This window comes from Streptomyces sp. NPDC052042, assembly GCF_044548345.1.
In the GTDB taxonomy this organism is placed as follows: domain Bacteria; phylum Actinomycetota; class Actinomycetes; order Streptomycetales; family Streptomycetaceae; genus Streptomyces.
The window spans coordinates 1,023,744-1,040,311 of the sequence record NZ_JBIUBU010000001.1 but is presented as its reverse complement, the minus strand read 5'-3'; the positions used below and the strand labels follow the sequence as shown (position 1 = coordinate 1,040,311).

At 71.7% G+C, this 16,568-nt stretch carries 11 protein-coding genes; 4 read left to right on the top strand and 7 right to left on the bottom strand.

Going from position 1 to position 16,568, the window contains the following annotated elements; translation table 11 throughout:
• Positions 1–578: 578 nt before the first annotated feature.
• Positions 579–1,100 carry a universal stress protein gene (locus ACIHCL_RS04340; RefSeq protein ID WP_399856751.1) on the top strand — a complete coding sequence of 174 codons (522 nt, stop codon included), beginning with the start codon at positions 579–581 and terminating at the stop codon, positions 1,098–1,100.
• 1,018 nt (positions 1,101–2,118) lie between these two features.
• Here ACIHCL_RS04340 and glmS read toward each other — a convergent pair.
• The 7 genes from glmS to ACIHCL_RS04305 all read right to left on the bottom strand — a co-directional run bounded on the left by glmS (position 2,119) and on the right by ACIHCL_RS04305 (position 11,925).
• The gene (glmS, locus tag ACIHCL_RS04335; protein ID WP_399856749.1) at positions 2,119–3,948 is read right to left on the bottom strand and encodes a glutamine--fructose-6-phosphate transaminase (isomerizing); all 1,830 of its coding nucleotides are present in this window, start codon (positions 3,946–3,948) and stop codon (positions 2,119–2,121) included.
• A 183-nt stretch (positions 3,949–4,131) separates the two neighbouring features.
• Positions 4,132–4,407 (bottom strand): hypothetical protein, encoded by a 276-nt coding sequence (locus tag ACIHCL_RS04330; protein ID WP_399857147.1) that lies wholly within the window; start codon positions 4,405–4,407, stop codon positions 4,132–4,134.
• A 297-nt stretch (positions 4,408–4,704) separates the two neighbouring features.
• Entirely contained in the window at positions 4,705–5,694 is a 990-nt protein-coding gene (locus ACIHCL_RS04325; protein WP_399856747.1) for a DUF4429 domain-containing protein, read from the bottom strand.
• A gap of 278 nt (positions 5,695–5,972) precedes the next feature.
• Complete coding sequence (locus ACIHCL_RS04320) at positions 5,973–7,139, bottom strand: acyl-CoA dehydrogenase family protein (RefSeq protein ID WP_399856745.1); 1,167 nt, start codon at positions 7,137–7,139, stop codon at positions 5,973–5,975.
• Positions 7,140–7,224: 85 nt separating this feature from the next.
• Positions 7,225–8,163, bottom strand: a complete 939-nt coding sequence (locus tag ACIHCL_RS04315; RefSeq protein ID WP_399856744.1) for a hydroxymethylglutaryl-CoA lyase — start codon at positions 8,161–8,163, stop codon at positions 7,225–7,227.
• Complete coding sequence (locus ACIHCL_RS04310) at positions 8,160–10,289, bottom strand: biotin carboxylase N-terminal domain-containing protein (RefSeq protein ID WP_399857145.1); 2,130 nt, start codon at positions 10,287–10,289, stop codon at positions 8,160–8,162. Before ACIHCL_RS04310 ends, ACIHCL_RS04315 begins: the two co-directional genes overlap by 4 nt.
• Before the next feature lie 13 nt (positions 10,290–10,302).
• Positions 10,303–11,925: a carboxyl transferase domain-containing protein gene (locus ACIHCL_RS04305; protein WP_399856742.1), complete on the bottom strand. Its 1,623-nt coding sequence runs from the start codon at positions 11,923–11,925 to the stop codon at positions 10,303–10,305.
• Between the two features lie 179 nt (positions 11,926–12,104).
• Here ACIHCL_RS04305 and ACIHCL_RS04300 point away from each other — a divergent pair, with 179 nt between their 5' ends.
• From ACIHCL_RS04300 to ACIHCL_RS04290, 3 genes are all read left to right on the top strand, one after another.
• The gene (locus ACIHCL_RS04300; protein ID WP_399856740.1) at positions 12,105–12,740 is read left to right on the top strand and encodes a TetR/AcrR family transcriptional regulator; all 636 of its coding nucleotides are present in this window, start codon (positions 12,105–12,107) and stop codon (positions 12,738–12,740) included.
• Positions 12,741–13,048: 308 nt separating this feature from the next.
• Positions 13,049–14,521 (top strand): glycosyltransferase, encoded by a 1,473-nt coding sequence (locus ACIHCL_RS04295; protein ID WP_399856739.1) that lies wholly within the window; start codon positions 13,049–13,051, stop codon positions 14,519–14,521.
• A 170-nt stretch (positions 14,522–14,691) separates the two neighbouring features.
• Positions 14,692–16,353, top strand: a complete 1,662-nt coding sequence (locus ACIHCL_RS04290) for a DUF6056 family protein (RefSeq protein ID WP_399856737.1) — start codon at positions 14,692–14,694, stop codon at positions 16,351–16,353.
• The last annotated feature ends 215 nt before the right edge of the window (positions 16,354–16,568 follow it).

Here is a 16,568-nt window from a genome sequence, read left to right as displayed (position 1 = left end):
ACAACCCTGGTTCGCGACTGCTTCTCTGCGCCCCCTGGGCAGGTCGAGCGACTGATCGCCCGGAATGTCCGGGCAGTGCCGGCGGGCCGACGGTTTCCGACCGGTGGGCCGGTATCGGTCCGCTGTCGGGTGGAAGGCTCGGGGTGGGGTGGCGGAGGCGGGTGGGGGCGACGTGTGTCCGCGAGGTGGCCGCCAGTGCGGCGGCCGCCCGTGGGGTGGTGATCCACTCCGGGCGGAGGCCGGAATTCCGGGGCGGGGCGGGGTGGCGTGGGGTTCGGCGGCGGTGTGATGGGCGCGGCCCCGGGCGCCATCGGGATGTCACTCAGCGGAGTCGTTCGGGACAGTCCGGAGTCGCCCCTGTCGGTGTAGAGCGCAACCGGCATTGCCATACGGGTCCGCCTCGGGCATGCTCCGTGAAACGTCGCGCGCGCTTTGCGCAGGTCTGGGCAGTGGAGGAATGGCGCCGTACCCTTGGGGGTAAGGGGTTGGGAAGATGATTCCCGGACACCGCAACACCGCCCGCTGACGCTCTTTCCCAAGTCGCTCTCCTCACGAGGACCCTCTTCGCCGAGACACCGATGGCCGGTCACGAAATCCCCGAACCCGCCGACCGCAAGCAGGTGGCCGACGCCATGTCGGGCCCGCAGGCGGCCGAAGAAACACGTCATTCCTGCGATCCCGCCTTCCAGCACGGAGTCGTCGTCGGCTTCGACGGCTCCACCTCCAGCGAACGCGCGCTCGCGTACGCCATCGGCATGGCCCGCCGGTCAGGTTCGGGCCTGATCATCGTCCACGTCGCCAATCGGCTGCCGACCACCGTCTGGGCGGGCTGCGAACCCCCCGTCTTCGTCGACGTGCCCGACCACCGCACCGAGGTGCTCGGCCTGGAGCTCGCCTGTGCGGACTACCTCTCCGAGGTCCCGTGGGTGCTCGTTGAACGCGGCGGGGACATCTGCCACGAACTGGAGGAGGTCGGCCGGGAGTACTCGGCGGACGCGATCGTCGTGGGCTCCACGCACGGCGTCGTCGGCCGTATCTTCGGCTCGGTGGCGGGGCGCCTCGCGCGGCGGGCGCAGCGCCCGGTCGTCGTCATCCCCTGAGCGGTGGCCGTCCGGCCGTACGGCCCGGTGCGAGGCGGGTACCGCTGTCGCGGTCCGGCTGCCCGGTCCGCCCCGCCTTGGCCCGGGGCGGCTCCGGTTCGGCCCGCTCCGGGCCGCTGTGGTCCGGGCGGCGGACTCGGCGTGGACCGTGAGCCCGCGGCCCTGGTCCTTGCGGCTTCCGTCGCCGCCGTCGCCGGTGCCCTCGTTCCGGTCACCGTCCGGGCCGCCCCGGACGCCGGGCTCGGGGGCGGGGCGCCCCGGAACTCCTACATCCCGGAAAGGGCCGCCCCGGCCGCCGGGCTCGGGCAGCCGTCCCGCCCGCCCCTCTCGCATGCTCCGCTGCGCCATCCCCAAGTCCCGCTGTGCCGCAGTCCCGATGACGTCCCGTGGTCCCGAAGTCCCCGTCGCCATGGGCGCGTACTCCCGCGTTGTCCCGCCCCCGCTCCCGTCGTAGCCGTGTCCGGGACGCCTCCCCCGTTGTAGGGGACCGTTCCGGTTGTGAGGTGTGATTCCTTCACCCGACGTGGCGTCAAGTCGCCTGCGGGAAACCGGCGATCCGCCCGTCCGTGGTGGGGCTCAGTGATGCGCGAAGGGTGCATAACGCTCACCTGGTGGCAGGGCGGGCACACGCGGAGGGAGTCCGTCGCGGCCGCCGGCCGTACCCGGGGGCGCCACGCTCCCTGTTGGCTCCGGTCGCCGCGTGCCGCCGTCGGCTCCCTGGGCGTCCAGTATCGGTCACCGTCGGATGGGCGCGAGGGGCCGACAGCGGTCGGTACGGGAACGGTCGGTACGGGGCGTCCACGCGGCGGGCCCCTGTACAGAACAGCTGACAGGGCGGGCGCGGAGGCCCCCGTACGGGACGGCCGACGGGGTGGGAGCTCGTACAGGACAGCCGGTATGGGAACGGCCCCGCAGCCGCGGGCACGGTGGGTGCGGGGCCGTTCGGCCGGGAGCGGTGGGTGCGCGGGGAGGGCGGACCTCGCCGACCGGCGGGAGGGGGCCGCCCGTGGCGACGCGCCTATTCGACGGTGACGGACTTCGCCAGGTTGCGCGGCTTGTCGATGTCCCGGCCCATGGCCAGCGCCGTGTGGTAGGCGAAGAGCTGGAGCGGGATGCCCATCAGGATCGGGTCCAGCTCGTTCTCGTTCTTCGGCACGACGATGGTGTGGTCGGCCTTGTCCTGGGGCTGGTGGGCGACGGCGAGGATGCGGCCGCTGCGGGCCTTGATCTCCTCCATCGCGGCACGGTTCTTCTCCAGCAGGTCGTCGTCCGGCACGATCGCGACCGTCGGCATGGCGGGCTCGATGAGAGCCAACGGCCCGTGCTTCAGCTCGGAGGCGGGGTACGCCTCGGCGTGGATGTACGAGACCTCCTTGAGCTTCAGGGACGCCTCGCGGGCGACGGGGTAGCCGCGTACCCGGCCGATGAACATCATCGACTTGGCGTCCGCGTACTCGGCCGCCAGCCGCTTGACCTCGTCCTCGTCCGCGAGGATCTCGCTGATCTGGTCGGGCAGCCTGCGCAGCCCCTCGATGATCCGCTTGCCGTCGGCGACCGACAGATCCCGGATCCGGCCCAGGTGCAGCGCGAGCAGCGCGAATGCGACGACCGTGTTGGTGAAGCACTTGGTGGATACGACGCAGACCTCGGGCCCGGCGTGCACGTACATGCCGCCGTCGGCCTCGCGGGCGATGGCGGAGCCCACCACGTTGACGACGCCGAGCACCCGGGCGCCCTTGCGCTTGAGCTCCTGGACGGCGGCCAGCACGTCGTATGTCTCACCGGACTGGGAGACCGCGATGTACAGGGTGTCCGGGTCGACGACCGGGTTGCGGTAGCGGAACTCGGAGGCGGGCTCGGCGTCCGAGGGGATGCGTGCCAGCTCCTCGATGAGCTGCGCGCCGATCTGCCCCGCGTGGTACGAGGTACCGCAGCCCAGGATCTTGATCCGGCGCACCCCGCGCGCCTCGCGGGCGTCCAGGTTGAGCCCGCCCAGGTGCACGGTCGCGAACCGGTCGTCGATCCGACCGCGCAGCACCCGGTCGACGGCGTCCGCCTGCTCCGAGATCTCCTTGTGCATGTACGTGTCGTGGCCGCCCATGTCGTACGACTCGGCCTCCCACTCCACGGTGGTGGGCGTGGCGGTCGTGGAGGAGCCCTCCGTCGTGTACGTGCGGAAGTCGTCGGCCTTCAGGGTGGCCATCTCGCCGTCGTCGAGGGTGACGACCTGGCGGGTGTGGGCGACGAGCGCGGCGACGTCGGAGGCGACGAACATCTCCTTCTCACCGATGCCGAGGACCACCGGGGAGCCGTTGCGGGCGACCACGATCCGGTCGTTGAAGTCGGCGTGCAGCACGGCGATGCCGTAGGTGCCCTCGACCGTGCGCAGTGCCTCGCGGACCTTCTCCTCCAGGGTGTCCGCCTGGGCACGGGCGATCAGGTGGACCAGTACCTCGGTGTCGGTCTCGGAGCGGAACTCGACACCGTTGGCGACGAGCTTCGCACGGAGCTCGGCGGCGTTGTCGATGATGCCGTTGTGGACGACGGCGACCTTGTTGTCGGCGTCCAGGTGCGGGTGCGCGTTCTCGTCGCTCGGGGCGCCATGGGTGGCCCAGCGGGTGTGGGCGATGCCGGTGGTGCCGCTGAAGCGCTTGGGGATACGGGCCTCCAACTCACGGACCCGGCCCTTCGCCTTCACCATCTTCAGCGCGGCGGTCTTCCCGGCCGGCGCCTTGCCGGTGATGACGATGCCCGCGGAGTCATACCCCCGGTACTCCAGTCGCTGCAGCCCCTCCAGCAGCAGCGGGGCCACATCGCGCTTCCCGATATATCCGACGATTCCGCACATAGAGTCTCTGCCCCTCCATCGATGTACTTGTGGTGCCCGACGCCCAACCGTCTCGGCCGTCTCGGTCGTACCTGCCCTTTCGGGCGCACCGGTCTTCGCAGCCGTCTCGGGTGTCTCGGTTGCCTTGACCGCCTCGGCCGCTCGGTCATCCCGGCAGGCCCCGTCGCGATCGTCCCGGGCGTCTCAGCCGTAGACGATGCGGCGCAGTTGGCGGAGCGAGAGCTCCGGCGGCGCGACCGCACGGTGCCGCAGCTCGGCAGCGATCCGCTCGAAGATCTCCGCGTTCACCAGGCCACCGGACTGCAGTTCTCGGTGGCGGCGGCGGACGAAGTCCTCGGCCGTCTCGTCGAAGTACGCCAGCACGTCGAACACCACCCGGGTGGCCTCACCGCGCTGAAGCGCGGTGCTGCGTACCAGGTGTTCGATGAGGTCGTCATGCGACGGGCGGCGTTCGAGCACTCGTAGATACTGCGGTGGGCGGGTCACTGGTGCAACAATTCTGCCCGATATCGGGCAGGCGGAGATGTGATTACGCTCTCGGGCGGGTCCGGAGCCGACCCCTGCGACGGTCGGAACCGACCAGGAAAGCGGTCGGAAGCGACCGGGCAGGTGCTTGGAAGCGACCGGGCAGGTGCTCGGAAGCACTGGCCGGGGCGATGCTCGGAGGTGCTGACCAGCGGGAAAGCGGGAAAGCGGGAAAGAGAGGGGGAAGGGCGGACAGGGGGAAAAGGCGGCAAGGGGCGGAACGGGGAGCGCTCAGAGGCGCTTCAGCACGGCCTGCTTGGCCGCGGTGAACTCGTCGTCGGTGAGAACCCCCGTCCGGTGCAACTCGCCGAGATCCCGGAGCCGCCGCAGCAGCACGTCGTGGTCGTCGGCGGGCGGCGTGTCCGGGGAGGCATCTGTGGTCGGGGCCGTCGCCGGGGCTGCCGGGGTCTTCGCGAGCCGCGCGCCCTCGACGGCCTCGCCCGCCTCCGGCGCCGGGCCGATCGCGGCCGTGGGCGCCGTCGTGCCCGGTCCGGCGGTACCGGATCCCGTTCTGTGCGGCAGCCGGACCAGCACCGCCGACGCGACCAGCACCGCCGTGTACTCCTTCTTGGAGAGCCCCCAGAGATCCAGCGCGTACGGGTCGAACTCGGCTGCCGGTGCCGGTGCGGAGCTCAGGCCGGTCGCGCCCCGGACGAAGCGCAGATGCCCGTTGGCCAGACCGATGGAGGGCATCCAGTGGACCTCGGTCACCTCCGACACCGGGAAGGCGACCGGGCCGCCCGAGCTCTTGACCTCTTCGGCCTTCCAGTTCCAGGTGAGCCGGATGGTCTCCCCGTCGAACGAAGCCGTGCCGTCCCCGCCGCCTCCGGCGACCGGCACCGCGGGCCCGGGCAGCAGGAACCGGTCGGTGGGACCGGACGGCACCTGTTCGAGCAGCAGGGCGTTGCGGACCTCCTCGACGAAGTACTCCGCCACTCCTCCGCGATCCTTCTCCACGGCAAGCTGGTACGGGTCCGCGGCGTCCTTGAGCCGGCCGTTCGCGGCGCGCAGGATCGGGCAGGCGCCGTCGCGCAGTCGCAGGCGCAGCCGACCGCCCTTGCGGTGGGGTTCGAAGGCGATACCGGCAAGTGCCCGGAGCGGGACGGCGAGCTCACCCAGTTCCTGCCGGAGGGGATGTACGCCCCTTCCCCGCCCGGGTACGATCCGCACCGTCTCTCCGTCGAAGGTCCAAGTTCCGTCGTGCTGGGTTATCTCCGCCATGGGGCGGATTCTCTCAGCCGGCCCATAGGACGCGCCCCGGCCTTGACCATCCGTGCGGCGAGAGAAATCCACGGTGATGATTCGATCGGTGTTCGGCCACCCGCATTGCCACCACCCGGAATGCGGAGCCGTACGAACAGGCGGACAACCGTCCCGAACAGGTGATCGCGTCGCGGCGCGCACGCCGCCGCGGCGCCGCATGTTCCCGTCGCGTCCGGGACGCCCCGGGCGCCCCGGACGCGACGGGACTCAGGCCCTGCGGGGGCAGGCCGACCGGGTCAGGCCGGAAGGCCCATTTCCCGGGCGATCAGCATGCGCTGGACCTCGCTCGTGCCCTCGCCGATCTCCAGGATCTTGGAGTCGCGCCACATCCGGGCGACCGGGTACTCGTTCATGAAGCCGTAGCCGCCGTGGATCTGGGTCGCCTCGCGGGCGTTGTCCACCGCGACCGTCGAGGAGTACAGCTTGGCGATCGCCGCCTCCCTCTTGAAGGGCTCACCCGCCACCAGGCGGGACGCCGCGTCGCGCCAGGCGAGGCGGGCCATATGGGCGCGGACCTCCATGTCGGCGATCTTGAACTGGATGGCCTGGTTGCTGCCGATCGGCTTGCCGAAGGCGCGGCGCTCCCGCGCGTACTTCACCGACTCGTCCACACAGCCCTGCGCCAGGCCCGTGGACAGGGCGGCGATGGCGATCCGGCCCTCGTCGAGGATGCGCAGGAACTGCGCGTAGCCCCGCCCCTCCTCGCCCAGCAGGTTGTCCAGCGGGACACGCACGTCGGTGAAGGACAGTTCGCGGGTGTCCGAGGCGTTCCAGCCGACCTTGGAGTACGGGGCGGCGACCGTGAAGCCCGGGGTGCCGGACGGGACGATGATCGAGGAGATGAGCGGGGCGCCGTCCTCCTTGCGGCCGGTGACGGCCGTGACCGTGACGAGGTCCGTGATGTCCGTGCCGGAGTTGGTGATGAAGCACTTCGAGCCGTTGATCACCCACTCTCCGGCGGCCTCGTCGCGCACCGCCGTCGTACGGGTGCCACCCGCGTCCGAACCGGCCTCCGGTTCGGTCAGGCCGAACGCGCCGAGCGCCTCGCCCGCGCAGAGCCTCGGCAGCCACTTCTGCTTCTGCTCCTCCGTGCCGAAGCGGTAGACGGGCATCGCGCCGAGCGACACCCCGGCCTCCAGGGTGATCGCCACGGACGAGTCGACCCGGGCCAGTTCCTCCAGGGCGATCCCGAGGGCGAGGTAGTCCCCGCCCATGCCGCCGTACTCCTCCGGGAACGGCAGCCCGAACAGGCCCATCCGCCCCATCTCCCGCACGATCTCGTACGGGAACTCGTGGTGCTCGTAGAAGTCGCCGATCTTCGGGGCGATCACATCGTGCGCGAACTCCTCGACGGTGCGGCGCAGTTCCTCGTGTTCGGCGGTCAGCCGGTGGTTCAGGGGCATGGCAGGTCACTCCTTGTGGGCGACTGGGGTGGGGCGGTGGCGGTTGGCTGCCGCATGTCGGGTGGGGCGCCGCGGTGACGGTCGGTCACCGCGACGTGAGCGCACGGACGGTACGGGACGGGCTGGGGCGACCCAGTCGCTCGGCGAACCACACGCTGGTGGCGGTGAGCGCGTCGAGGTCGACCCCGGTCTCGATGCCGAGGCCGTCGAGCATCCACACGAGGTCCTCGGTGGCGAGGTTTCCGGTCGCGCTCTTCGCGTACGGGCAGCCGCCGAGGCCGCCCGCCGAGGCGTCCACGGTGGTCACCCCGTGCTGGAGCGCGGCGAGGGTGTTGGCGAGGGCCTGGCCGTACGTGTCGTGGAAGTGCACCCCGATGGTGTCGGTGCGCACGCCCTCCTCGTTCAGCTCGGAGAGCAGGTCCAGTACGTGACCGGGGGTGGCGACGCCGATGGTGTCGCCCAGGGACAGCTCGTCGCAGCCCAGGTCCATCAGCGCCTTGGCGACCCGGACGACCTGGTGCACGGGGACGGGGCCCTCCCACGGGTCGCCGAAGCACATCGACAGGTAGCCCCGGACGTGCACCTTGTCGTCCTTGGCGCGGGCCACGACCGGTTCGAACATGGCGAGCGACTCGGCGATCGTGCGGTTGAGGTTGCGGGAGGCGAACGTCTCGGTGGCCGAGCCGAACACGGCGATGCGCCGGGCGCCGAGCGCCAGGGCCCGGTCCAGCCCCCGTTCGTTCGGCACGAGGACCGGCAGGGCGACCCCCTCGATGTCGCGGAGCCGGGGGAACAGGTCCTCCGCGTCGGCCAACTGGGGAACCCACTTCGGGTGCACGAAGCTGGTCGCCTCGATGGTGGTCAGGCCCGACGCGGCGAGGCGGTGGATGAACTCCGCCTTCACCTCGGTCGGCACGACGGTCTTCTCGTTCTGGAGCCCGTCGCGGGCGCCGACCTCGTGGATGCGTACCCGCGGTGGCAGGTCCTGCGTGGGTACGGTCATGGGCAGGGTGCGGGGTGTCATGCGTCCTCCCCGGGGGGTTCGGCGGCGGCATCGGCCCCGGTGGGGGTCACGACCGCCAGGACCTGGTCCATGGCGACCGTGGCACCGGCGGTGACGTCCAGCTCGGTCACGGTCCCGGCGTGCGGGGCGGAGATGACGTGCTCCATCTTCATCGCCTCGACGACGAGCAGGCTCTGACCGGCGGCGACCTCGTCCCCGACGGCCACCTTCACGACGGTGACGGTGCCCGGCATGGGGGCGGCGAGGGTGTCCGCGCCGGACCGGGCGGACCCGGCCAGCGACGCCTCCACCGGGTCGTGGTCCTGCACGTGCCAGGTGTCGCCGTCGCGGCCCAGCCAGACCCCGTCCGGGGCGGCGGCATGGGTGAACGCGTGGGTGACACCGGCCAGGTCGACGACGACGCGGTGTTCGGACCGCTCGACCGTACGGGCCGTCTCCCGGCCGCCGGGCGTCGGGGCCAGCGGACCGCAGGCGCCCGTCGCGGGCTCGGGCGGCTGTGCCCCCTCCCCGATGTGGCCGAACGCCATCTCGGCGCCCACCGCGCGGGGGCGCAGCGAGACCTGCACCGGGTCGCGGCCCGGCAGCCGGAAGTGGTGCACCGTACGCGCCGGGGTGCCGCCCAGCCGCCAGCCGTTCGGTACCGAGAACGGATCGACCCAGCCACTCGGTGCCGAGGGCGGGCCCATCCGGCCGGAGGGGGCCGCGGCGTCCGGGCCGGTGGGCTGACGCAGCAGCGCCGCCGCCGCGTACACCTCCTCCGGTACGCCCTGCGGGATCAGCTTGTCGACCTCGCGTTCCACCAGACCGGTGTCCAGGTCACCCGCCGCCACCGCCGGGTGGGCGAGCAGCCGGCGGAGGAAGCCGGCGTTCGTCGGGACGCCGAGGATCACCGTGTCCGCGAGCGCGGCGCGCAGCCGGCGCAGCGCGGAGGCCCGGTCGGGCCCGTACGCGACGACCTTCGACAGCATCGGGTCGTACAGGCTGCCGACCTCGCCGCCCGCGCGCAGTCCGGAGTCGGTGCGCACGCCGTCGCCCTGCGGTTCGTGCAGCGCGAGCACCGTGCCGCCGGACGGCAGGAAGCCGCGGGACGGGTCCTCGGCGCAGATCCGGGCCTCGATGGCGTGACCGGTGAGCGTGATGTCCCGCTGCGCGTACGGCAGACTCTCGCCCGCTGCGATCCGCAGCTGCCACTCCACCAGGTCCAGGCCGGTGATCAGCTCGGTGACCGGGTGCTCGACCTGGAGGCGGGTGTTCATCTCCATGAAGCAGTACGCGGAGGGGTCGTCGCCCGGGACGATGAACTCCACCGTGCCCGCGCCGACGTAGCCGCAGGAGCGGGCCGCCTGCACGGCCGCCTCGCCCATCGCCGCGCGGGTCTCCTCGTCGAGCAGGACCGAGGGCGCCTCCTCGATGATCTTCTGGTGGCGGCGCTGGAGCGAGCACTCGCGCTCGCCGAGGTGGACCACATTGCCGTGGGCGTCCGCCAGTACCTGGATCTCGATGTGCCGGGGCCGGTCGATCCACCGCTCCACGAGCAGGGTGTCGTCGCCGAAGGAGGCGCGGGCCTCGCGCCGGGCGGCGGCGATCTCGTCCGCGAGCAGTGCTGCGTCGCGCACCAGCCGCATGCCCTTGCCGCCGCCGCCCGCGGAGGGCTTCAGCAGCACGGGCGTGCCGATCTCCCGCGCCGCTTCGGTCAGCTGGGCATCGGTGAGTCCGGTCCCGGAGGAGCCGGGCACCACCGGGACCCCGGCCGCCGCGACCGTCTCCTTGGCCTGGATCTTGTCGCCCATCAGCGCGATGGCGTCGGTGGGCGGACCGATGAAGACCAGCCCCGCCTCCGCGCAGGACCGCGCGAAGCCGGCGTTCTCGGCGAGGAAGCCGTAACCGGGGTGAACGGCCTGCGCGCCGGTGCGGCGGGCCGCGTCCAGCAGCGCGGGCACGCTCAGGTAGCTCATGGCGGCGGGCGGGGGCCCGATGCGTACCGCCGTGTCGGCCTCCCGCACGTGCCGGGCGTCCGCGTCCGCGTCGCTGAACACGGCGACCGAGCGGACGCCGAGCGCGCGCAGCGTACGGATGACCCGTACCGCGATCTCGCCGCGGTTGGCGACCAGAACGGTGTCGAACATCGTCATCTGTTCCTCACATCCGGAAGACGCCGAAACCGGGCGCCGCAGGGTCCCTCTGGGGAAGCGGGGCGTTCGCGCACGCGGTCAGGGCGAGCCCCAGCACCTGACGGGTCTCGGTGGGGTCGATCACACCGTCGTCCCAGAGCCGGGCCGTGGCGTAGTAGGCGTTGCCCTGGGTCTCGTACTGCTCGCGGATCGGGGCCTTGAACGCCTCCTCCTCCGCCGTGCTCCAGTCGTCGCCCAGCTGGTCGCGCTTGACCGTCGCGAGCACGGAGGCGGCCTGCTCACCGCCCATGACGGAGATCTTGGCGTTGGGCCACATCCACAGGAAGCGGGGGGAGTAGGCGCGGCCGCACATGGAGTAGTTGCCCGCGCCGTACGAGCCGCCGACCACCACCGTCAGCTTCGGCACGCGCGTGCAGGCGACCGCCGTGACCATCTTCGCGCCGTGCTTGGCGATGCCGCCGGCCTCGTAGTCGCGGCCCACCATGAAGCCCGAGATGTTCTGGAGGAAGACCAGCGGGATGCCGCGCTGGTCGCACAGCTCGATGAAGTGCGCGCCCTTCTGGGCGGACTCGGAGAACAGGATGCCGTTGTTGGCGACGATCCCGACCGGGTGGCCGTGGATGTGGGCGAAGCCGGTGACCAACGTCGTGCCGTACTCCGCCTTGAACTCGGCGAACCGCGAGCCGTCCACCACCCGGGCGATCACCTCGCGCACGTCGTACGGGGTGCGCGAGTCGACCGGGACGGCCCCGTACAGTCCGGCGGGGTCGGCCTTCGGCTCCTCGACCGGCCGCACCGGCCACGGCAGCTCCCCGCGCTCGGGCAGCGTGGCGACGATGTTCCGCACGATCCGCAGCGCGTGCGCGTCGTCCTCGGCCAGGTGGTCGGTCACACCGGACGTGCGGGAGTGCACCTCGCCGCCGCCCAGCTCCTCCGCCGTCACGACCTCGCCGGTCGCCGCCTTCACCAGCGGCGGGCCGCCCAGGAAGATCGTGCCCTGGTTGCGGACGATCACGGCCTCGTCGCTCATCGCGGGGACGTATGCCCCGCCCGCCGTGCATGACCCCATGACGGCGGCGATCTGCGGGATGCGTGCTCCCGACATCCGGGCCTGGTTGTAGAAGATCCGGCCGAAGTGCTCCCGGTCCGGGAAGACCTCGTCCTGCATCGGCAGGAAGGCGCCGCCGGAGTCGACGAGGTAGAGGCAGGGGAGCCGGTTCTCCAGCGCCACCTCCTGGGCGCGCAGGTGCTTCTTCACCGTCATCGGGTAGTACGTGCCGCCCTTGACGGTCGCGTCGTTGGCGACGATCACGCACTCCCGGCCGCTGACCCGGCCGATGCCCGCGATGACCCCGGCCGCCGGGGCGGCGCCTCCGTACAGCCCCTCGGCGGCCAACGGGGCCACCTCCAGGAACGGCGAGCCCGGATCGAGCAGGGTGTCCACCCGGTCGCGCGGCAGCAGCTTGCCGCGCGCCACATGCCGGGCGCGGGCCCTCTCACCCCCGCCCAGTCTGGCGGTGGCGAGCCGCTCGCGCAGCTCCTCGGCGAGTGCGTGATGCGCCGCCTCGTTGGCCTGCCAGGCCGCGGAGGCGGGATCCGCCGCGCTCGCCAGCACCGGTGCCTGCTGCATCGTGTCGAGCCCCCTTGCCCGTACCACCGCGCGTACCGCGGGGGTCACGGATGGTGCAGTGGTCGCAGTTGTTGCCGCTTGTTGCCGCATGTCATCGCCCGGCCGGTTTGTTAATGGGCGTTAACATCTCTCGCCTTCAGGTTAACGATCGCTAACAGGCTTGTCTAGAATGAACCTCCATGAGCACCAACGCCGCCCGCGTCGCGGCCGCCACCCGCCGCGAGCAGATCCTCAAGGAGGCCGCTCGCCTCTTCGCCGAGCGAGGCTTCCACGGCGTCGGTGTCGACGAGATAGGGGCCGCGGTCGGCATCAGCGGCCCGGGTCTCTACCGGCACTTCCCCGGCAAGGACGCGATGCTGGCCGAACTGCTGGTCGGCATCAGCGAGCGGCTGCTGGCCGGCGGGCGGCTGCGCGTGTCGGAGGAGACGGCCCGCCCGGACGGCTCGCCGCGGGCCCTGCTGGACGCGCTCATCGAGGGGCACATCGACTTCGCCCTCGACGACCGCCCCCTCATCACCCTGCACGACCGCGAGCTGGACCGCCTCCGGGACGCCGACCGCAAGCGGGTCCGCCAGCTCCAGCGGCAGTACGTCGAGGTGTGGGTGGACGCCGTCCGCGAGCTGTATCAGGACCTCCCCGAGCATGAGGCGCGTGCCGCCGTCCACGCCGTCTTCGGTCTGCTGAACTCCACCCCGCACCTGGGCCGCCCCGGTGTGCGGCCGGACCGATCGGACACGGCGGCGCTGCTGCACCGGCTGGCGCGCGGGGCGTTCGAAGCGGCGGCCGTCGGTAGCGGGCAGCGGCGGGGGCCGTGAGCGCGGTCACGAGCGGGGGCCGCTGACGCGGCGGTCGGCGGGTGATCCCGTTGGCGCGGTCGGGCGGCAGGGGTCGGCAGCGGGACCCGTCGCGCCTGTGAGTGGGGGAGGGGCGCGCGAAGGGGGGTAGCGCTTCACGCTCCGGAATCACCCCGAATATATGACATAAATGAATTGCCGCACGGCGGATCGGGGGTTATTCCTCCAATTCTCTTTCCTTTTTCTCCGCAGGCTTCGTCGGTCGGTTGTCCCGGTGTTCCCCAGGCATATGGTTTGAGCTGTCCCGCCACGCCTGATGGGAAATATGAATGAAAACATGTCAGGTTTCGGTCGTCGTCCCCTGTTTCAACGAGGACGAGGTGATCGAGGCGTTTCACCGCGCACTGATCTCCGTTCTCGAACCGACTCGTCGTACCTTCGAGATCTGTTATGTCGACGACGGCAGCAGCGACCGCACCAGGCTCAGGATCGGTTCACTCGCCGATGCCGACCGGCGGGTCCGCTACACCTCCTTCAGCCGTAATTTCGGCAAGGAGGCGGCCATGCTCGCGGGACTGCGCATGGCCCGCGGCGACTCCGTCGTCCTCATGGACGCCGATCTCCAGCACCCGCCCGAACTGCTGCCCCGCATGCTGGAACTGCGGCGCCGCGGATACCACCAGGTCGTCGCGCGGCGGGACCGCACGGGGGAGGGGGTCCTGCGCACCTTCCTCAGCATCGCCTACTACAAGGCCATGGGCCGGTGCATGGACGTCGAGGTCGTGGACGGCGAGGGCGACTTCCGGCTGCTGTCGCGCGACGCCGTGGACGCCGTGCTCGCGCTGCCCGAGACGAACCGGTTCTCCAAGGGGATCTTCTCCTGGATCGGCTTCGACACGGTCAGCTTCGCCTACCAGAACACGCAGCGCGCGGCGGGACGCTCGAAGTGGGGTGGCAGACGGCTGCTCAACTACGGGATCGACGGACTGATCTCGTTCAACAGCCGCCCGCTCCGCCTCGCCATCCACGTCGGTCTCGCACTCGCGCTCACGGCGCTGGGATACGCCCTGTGGATCATTACCGGGGTGGCCCTGCACGGCGTCGGCGTGCCCGGCTACACCACCCTGCTGACCGCCGTCATCGCCCTCGGCGGAATCCAGCTCGCGACACTCGGCGTCATCGGCGAATACGTGGGGCGTATTTACTTCGAGGCGAAACGCCGCCCGCACTACGTGGTGCGCGAGACGAACGAAACGGCGAAGGCGCCGCCGATCGACGGCTGGCCGACGAAGCACCGCCCGGGGCCACCGGACTCCATGGTGGACCGGTCCTTTGCGCGGCAATCCGGGGCGACCGCCATCGGGGCGTCCCGATTCCGCACGGTGCGCCAGTTCATCGCTTTCGCGGCGGTCGGCCTCGTCAATACGGCGGTATATCTGGCGGTGTACGCCACGCTGAACATCTGGATTCCCTATCTGACCGCGCACGTCATCGGATACGTGATCAGCGTTCTGGGTTCCTTCCTGCTCAACTCGTACATCACCTGCCGCACGAGGCCGACCTGGCAGGCCCTCTTCCGGTATCCGCTGTCGAGCGTCGTCAATCTCGTGCTCACCGGAGCCCTGCTGTACATCGGCGTGAGCCGGCTGGGCCTGGGCAAGAACGTCGCCGCCCTGGCCGCCGGAATCCTCGCCACGCCCTTCTCGTTCCTGCTCGCCCGCTGGGCCATCGACTCCGGGGCCGACCGGACCCGGCGACGCGCCGCACCGGCCGGGAGCGGGGCCGGACGCACCGCGCCCTGAGTCCTCGCACCACCCGGTCGCGTCGAAGCGCCATGCGATCCCCGGCGCGCGACACGCGACACACCACATGCGACACACCACATGCGGCGCATGGCATGCGGCGCACACACGCGACACATGACTCACACGACCCGCACGGCGCGAGCCCCGTACGGAAGGTCCCAGCGCACATGACCGCGGAAACGTCGAAGGGCGCCGCCGACGGCGAGCGGCGGAGCGGCGAGAAGGCGATCCACCCGGACGGTTCCACCGATGCCGTCCTCGGCCCCACCCCTGGCTCCGCCCGCCCCACCTCTGGCTCCGCCGGTCCCGCCCCGGAAGCCTCGCGGCGGAGCGGCGCGCGGAGAGCGGCCCGCGCCGTGCCGCTGCTCGCCCTGCTGCCGCTCGCCCTGCTCGGCGCGGCCTTCTGGATCGGCCGACTGGTCCGCCCGGGTGCGGACGACTGGTGCTTCCTCCCGGTCGTACGGGACGAAGGCGCCGCCGGGATGATCGCGAAGTTCTACCTCCAGGACAACGGCCGCGTCGCCAACGCGCTGCTCGTCGTCGCGTACGGAGCCTTCGACGTCGCCGGACACCAGTGGTTCGCCCTGGTCAGCGGGGCGGTCATGCTGGGCATCCTGTGGGCGCTGATCGCCTCCGTGCTCGGCAGGGCCCGGCTGACCGCGCCGCGCGGCCTCGCGCTGCTGGTGGCGGCGATGACCGCGGCGGTCTTCTTCCTGGCGACCTCGAACCCGTACAAGGTGTTCTACTGGCCCGCTTCCTCCGTCTCACACACCGTCTCGCCCGTTCTGGCCTGCGCCGCCGTGATTCCGGCGCTGCGGGCGCGGACCGGCCGGGGCCGGGCGCTCGCGCTGGGCGTCGCGCTCGTGACCGGGGTCTTCATCGGCACGCTGTCGGAGGAGACCGCGGTCGTCGTCCTCGTCCTCCTCGCCACCGTTCTGCTGCTCGGCCACCGGGCGGCGCCGGGGCCCGGCCGGACCCAGACCCGCGTCTGGTGCGCGGTCGCCTTCGCCGGGGTCGTGATCGGGGCGGCCATCCTGTACCTGTCACCGGGCGCGCGCACCCGCCGCGAACGGTTCGGCGCCGACTCCACCGCCGTCTTCGGTCCGCGGGCGCTGGGCGAGGCGCTGCGGGCCTTCGCGGATGTCCTGGGCACGGTCCTCACGACCTGGCAGTACGTGGGGGCGCTCGCGGCCGGCGTGCTGCTGGGATCGCTGGTACGCCGTGACGTGCGCGGGGACGGGCAAGGGGCCGAGGGACGGAGCCCGGACGGGCGGGGGAAGGAAGAGCCGTGGCCGGGCGGACCGCTGGGGCGCCGGCCCCTGGTCCTCCTTCTCGCCGGGTTCCTCGCCTTTCTGGTAGCCGGATTCCTCTGCACCGTCGTCGCCCTCCCCGCCTTCGGGACGAGCGTGGCGATCGCGCCGCGCGTATGGGGCGATTTCCTGCTGCTGTACGTGCTGCTCCTGGTGTGCGCGGGCGCCCTGCTGGGACGCGGGCTGCGGATGCGTGCGCGGCGCACCCGCCGACGGGCGACGCATACGGCGACGGTGGCGGTCGCGGCGGCCCTGTGCGCGCTGACCTGTGTCGGCCTCGCCGTTCCGCTGCTCCGGCTGGAACAGGAGATGGCCGTACGCGCCCAGCGCTGGGACCGGCAGGACCGTGCGCTGCGGGAGGGGGCGGCGCGCGGCGCGCGGGTGCTTCCGTACACGCCGGTGTCGGTCAGCGGGATGGGAGAACCCTTCGGCAACGGTGGCAAACGGCTGTGGCCGGGGCAATGCGTCGCCCGGTACTACCACCTGGAGCGGATCACGTACTCGACGCGACTGCCCTGAGCGGCCGACCGTCGGCCGATCGCCCGGCCGCATCGTGGGCCGGGGGCGGGGTGGACCGGGCCCTGGTGGATCGGGCATCTGGTGGATCGGGTGTGTGACGAACCGGGCTTCTGGCCGGTCGGTCGCTCGGCCGTTCGCTCGCTCGGGGGCGGCCGGTCCGGCGAAGAGGCACCGGGGGGAGATACCGGAGGGAGGACGTCGGGGCGGGGGAGCGG

Coding starts and splice junctions, on each gene's coding strand:
- ACIHCL_RS04340 (WP_399856751.1), top strand. CDS start 579: ATGGCCGGTCACGAAATCCCCGAACCCGCCGACCGCAAGCAGGTGGCC.
- glmS (WP_399856749.1), bottom strand. CDS start 3,948: ATGTGCGGAATCGTCGGATATATCGGGAAGCGCGATGTGGCCCCGCTG.
- ACIHCL_RS04325 (WP_399856747.1), bottom strand. CDS start 5,694: ATGGCGGAGATAACCCAGCACGACGGAACTTGGACCTTCGACGGAGAG.
- ACIHCL_RS04320 (WP_399856745.1), bottom strand. CDS start 7,139: ATGCCCCTGAACCACCGGCTGACCGCCGAACACGAGGAACTGCGCCGC.
- ACIHCL_RS04315 (WP_399856744.1), bottom strand. CDS start 8,163: ATGACACCCCGCACCCTGCCCATGACCGTACCCACGCAGGACCTGCCA.
- ACIHCL_RS04310 (WP_399857145.1), bottom strand. CDS start 10,289: ATGTTCGACACCGTTCTGGTCGCCAACCGCGGCGAGATCGCGGTACGG.
- ACIHCL_RS04305 (WP_399856742.1), bottom strand. CDS start 11,925: ATGCAGCAGGCACCGGTGCTGGCGAGCGCGGCGGATCCCGCCTCCGCG.
- ACIHCL_RS04300 (WP_399856740.1), top strand. CDS start 12,105: ATGAGCACCAACGCCGCCCGCGTCGCGGCCGCCACCCGCCGCGAGCAG.
- ACIHCL_RS04295 (WP_399856739.1), top strand. CDS start 13,049: ATGAAAACATGTCAGGTTTCGGTCGTCGTCCCCTGTTTCAACGAGGAC.
- ACIHCL_RS04290 (WP_399856737.1), top strand. CDS start 14,692: ATGACCGCGGAAACGTCGAAGGGCGCCGCCGACGGCGAGCGGCGGAGC.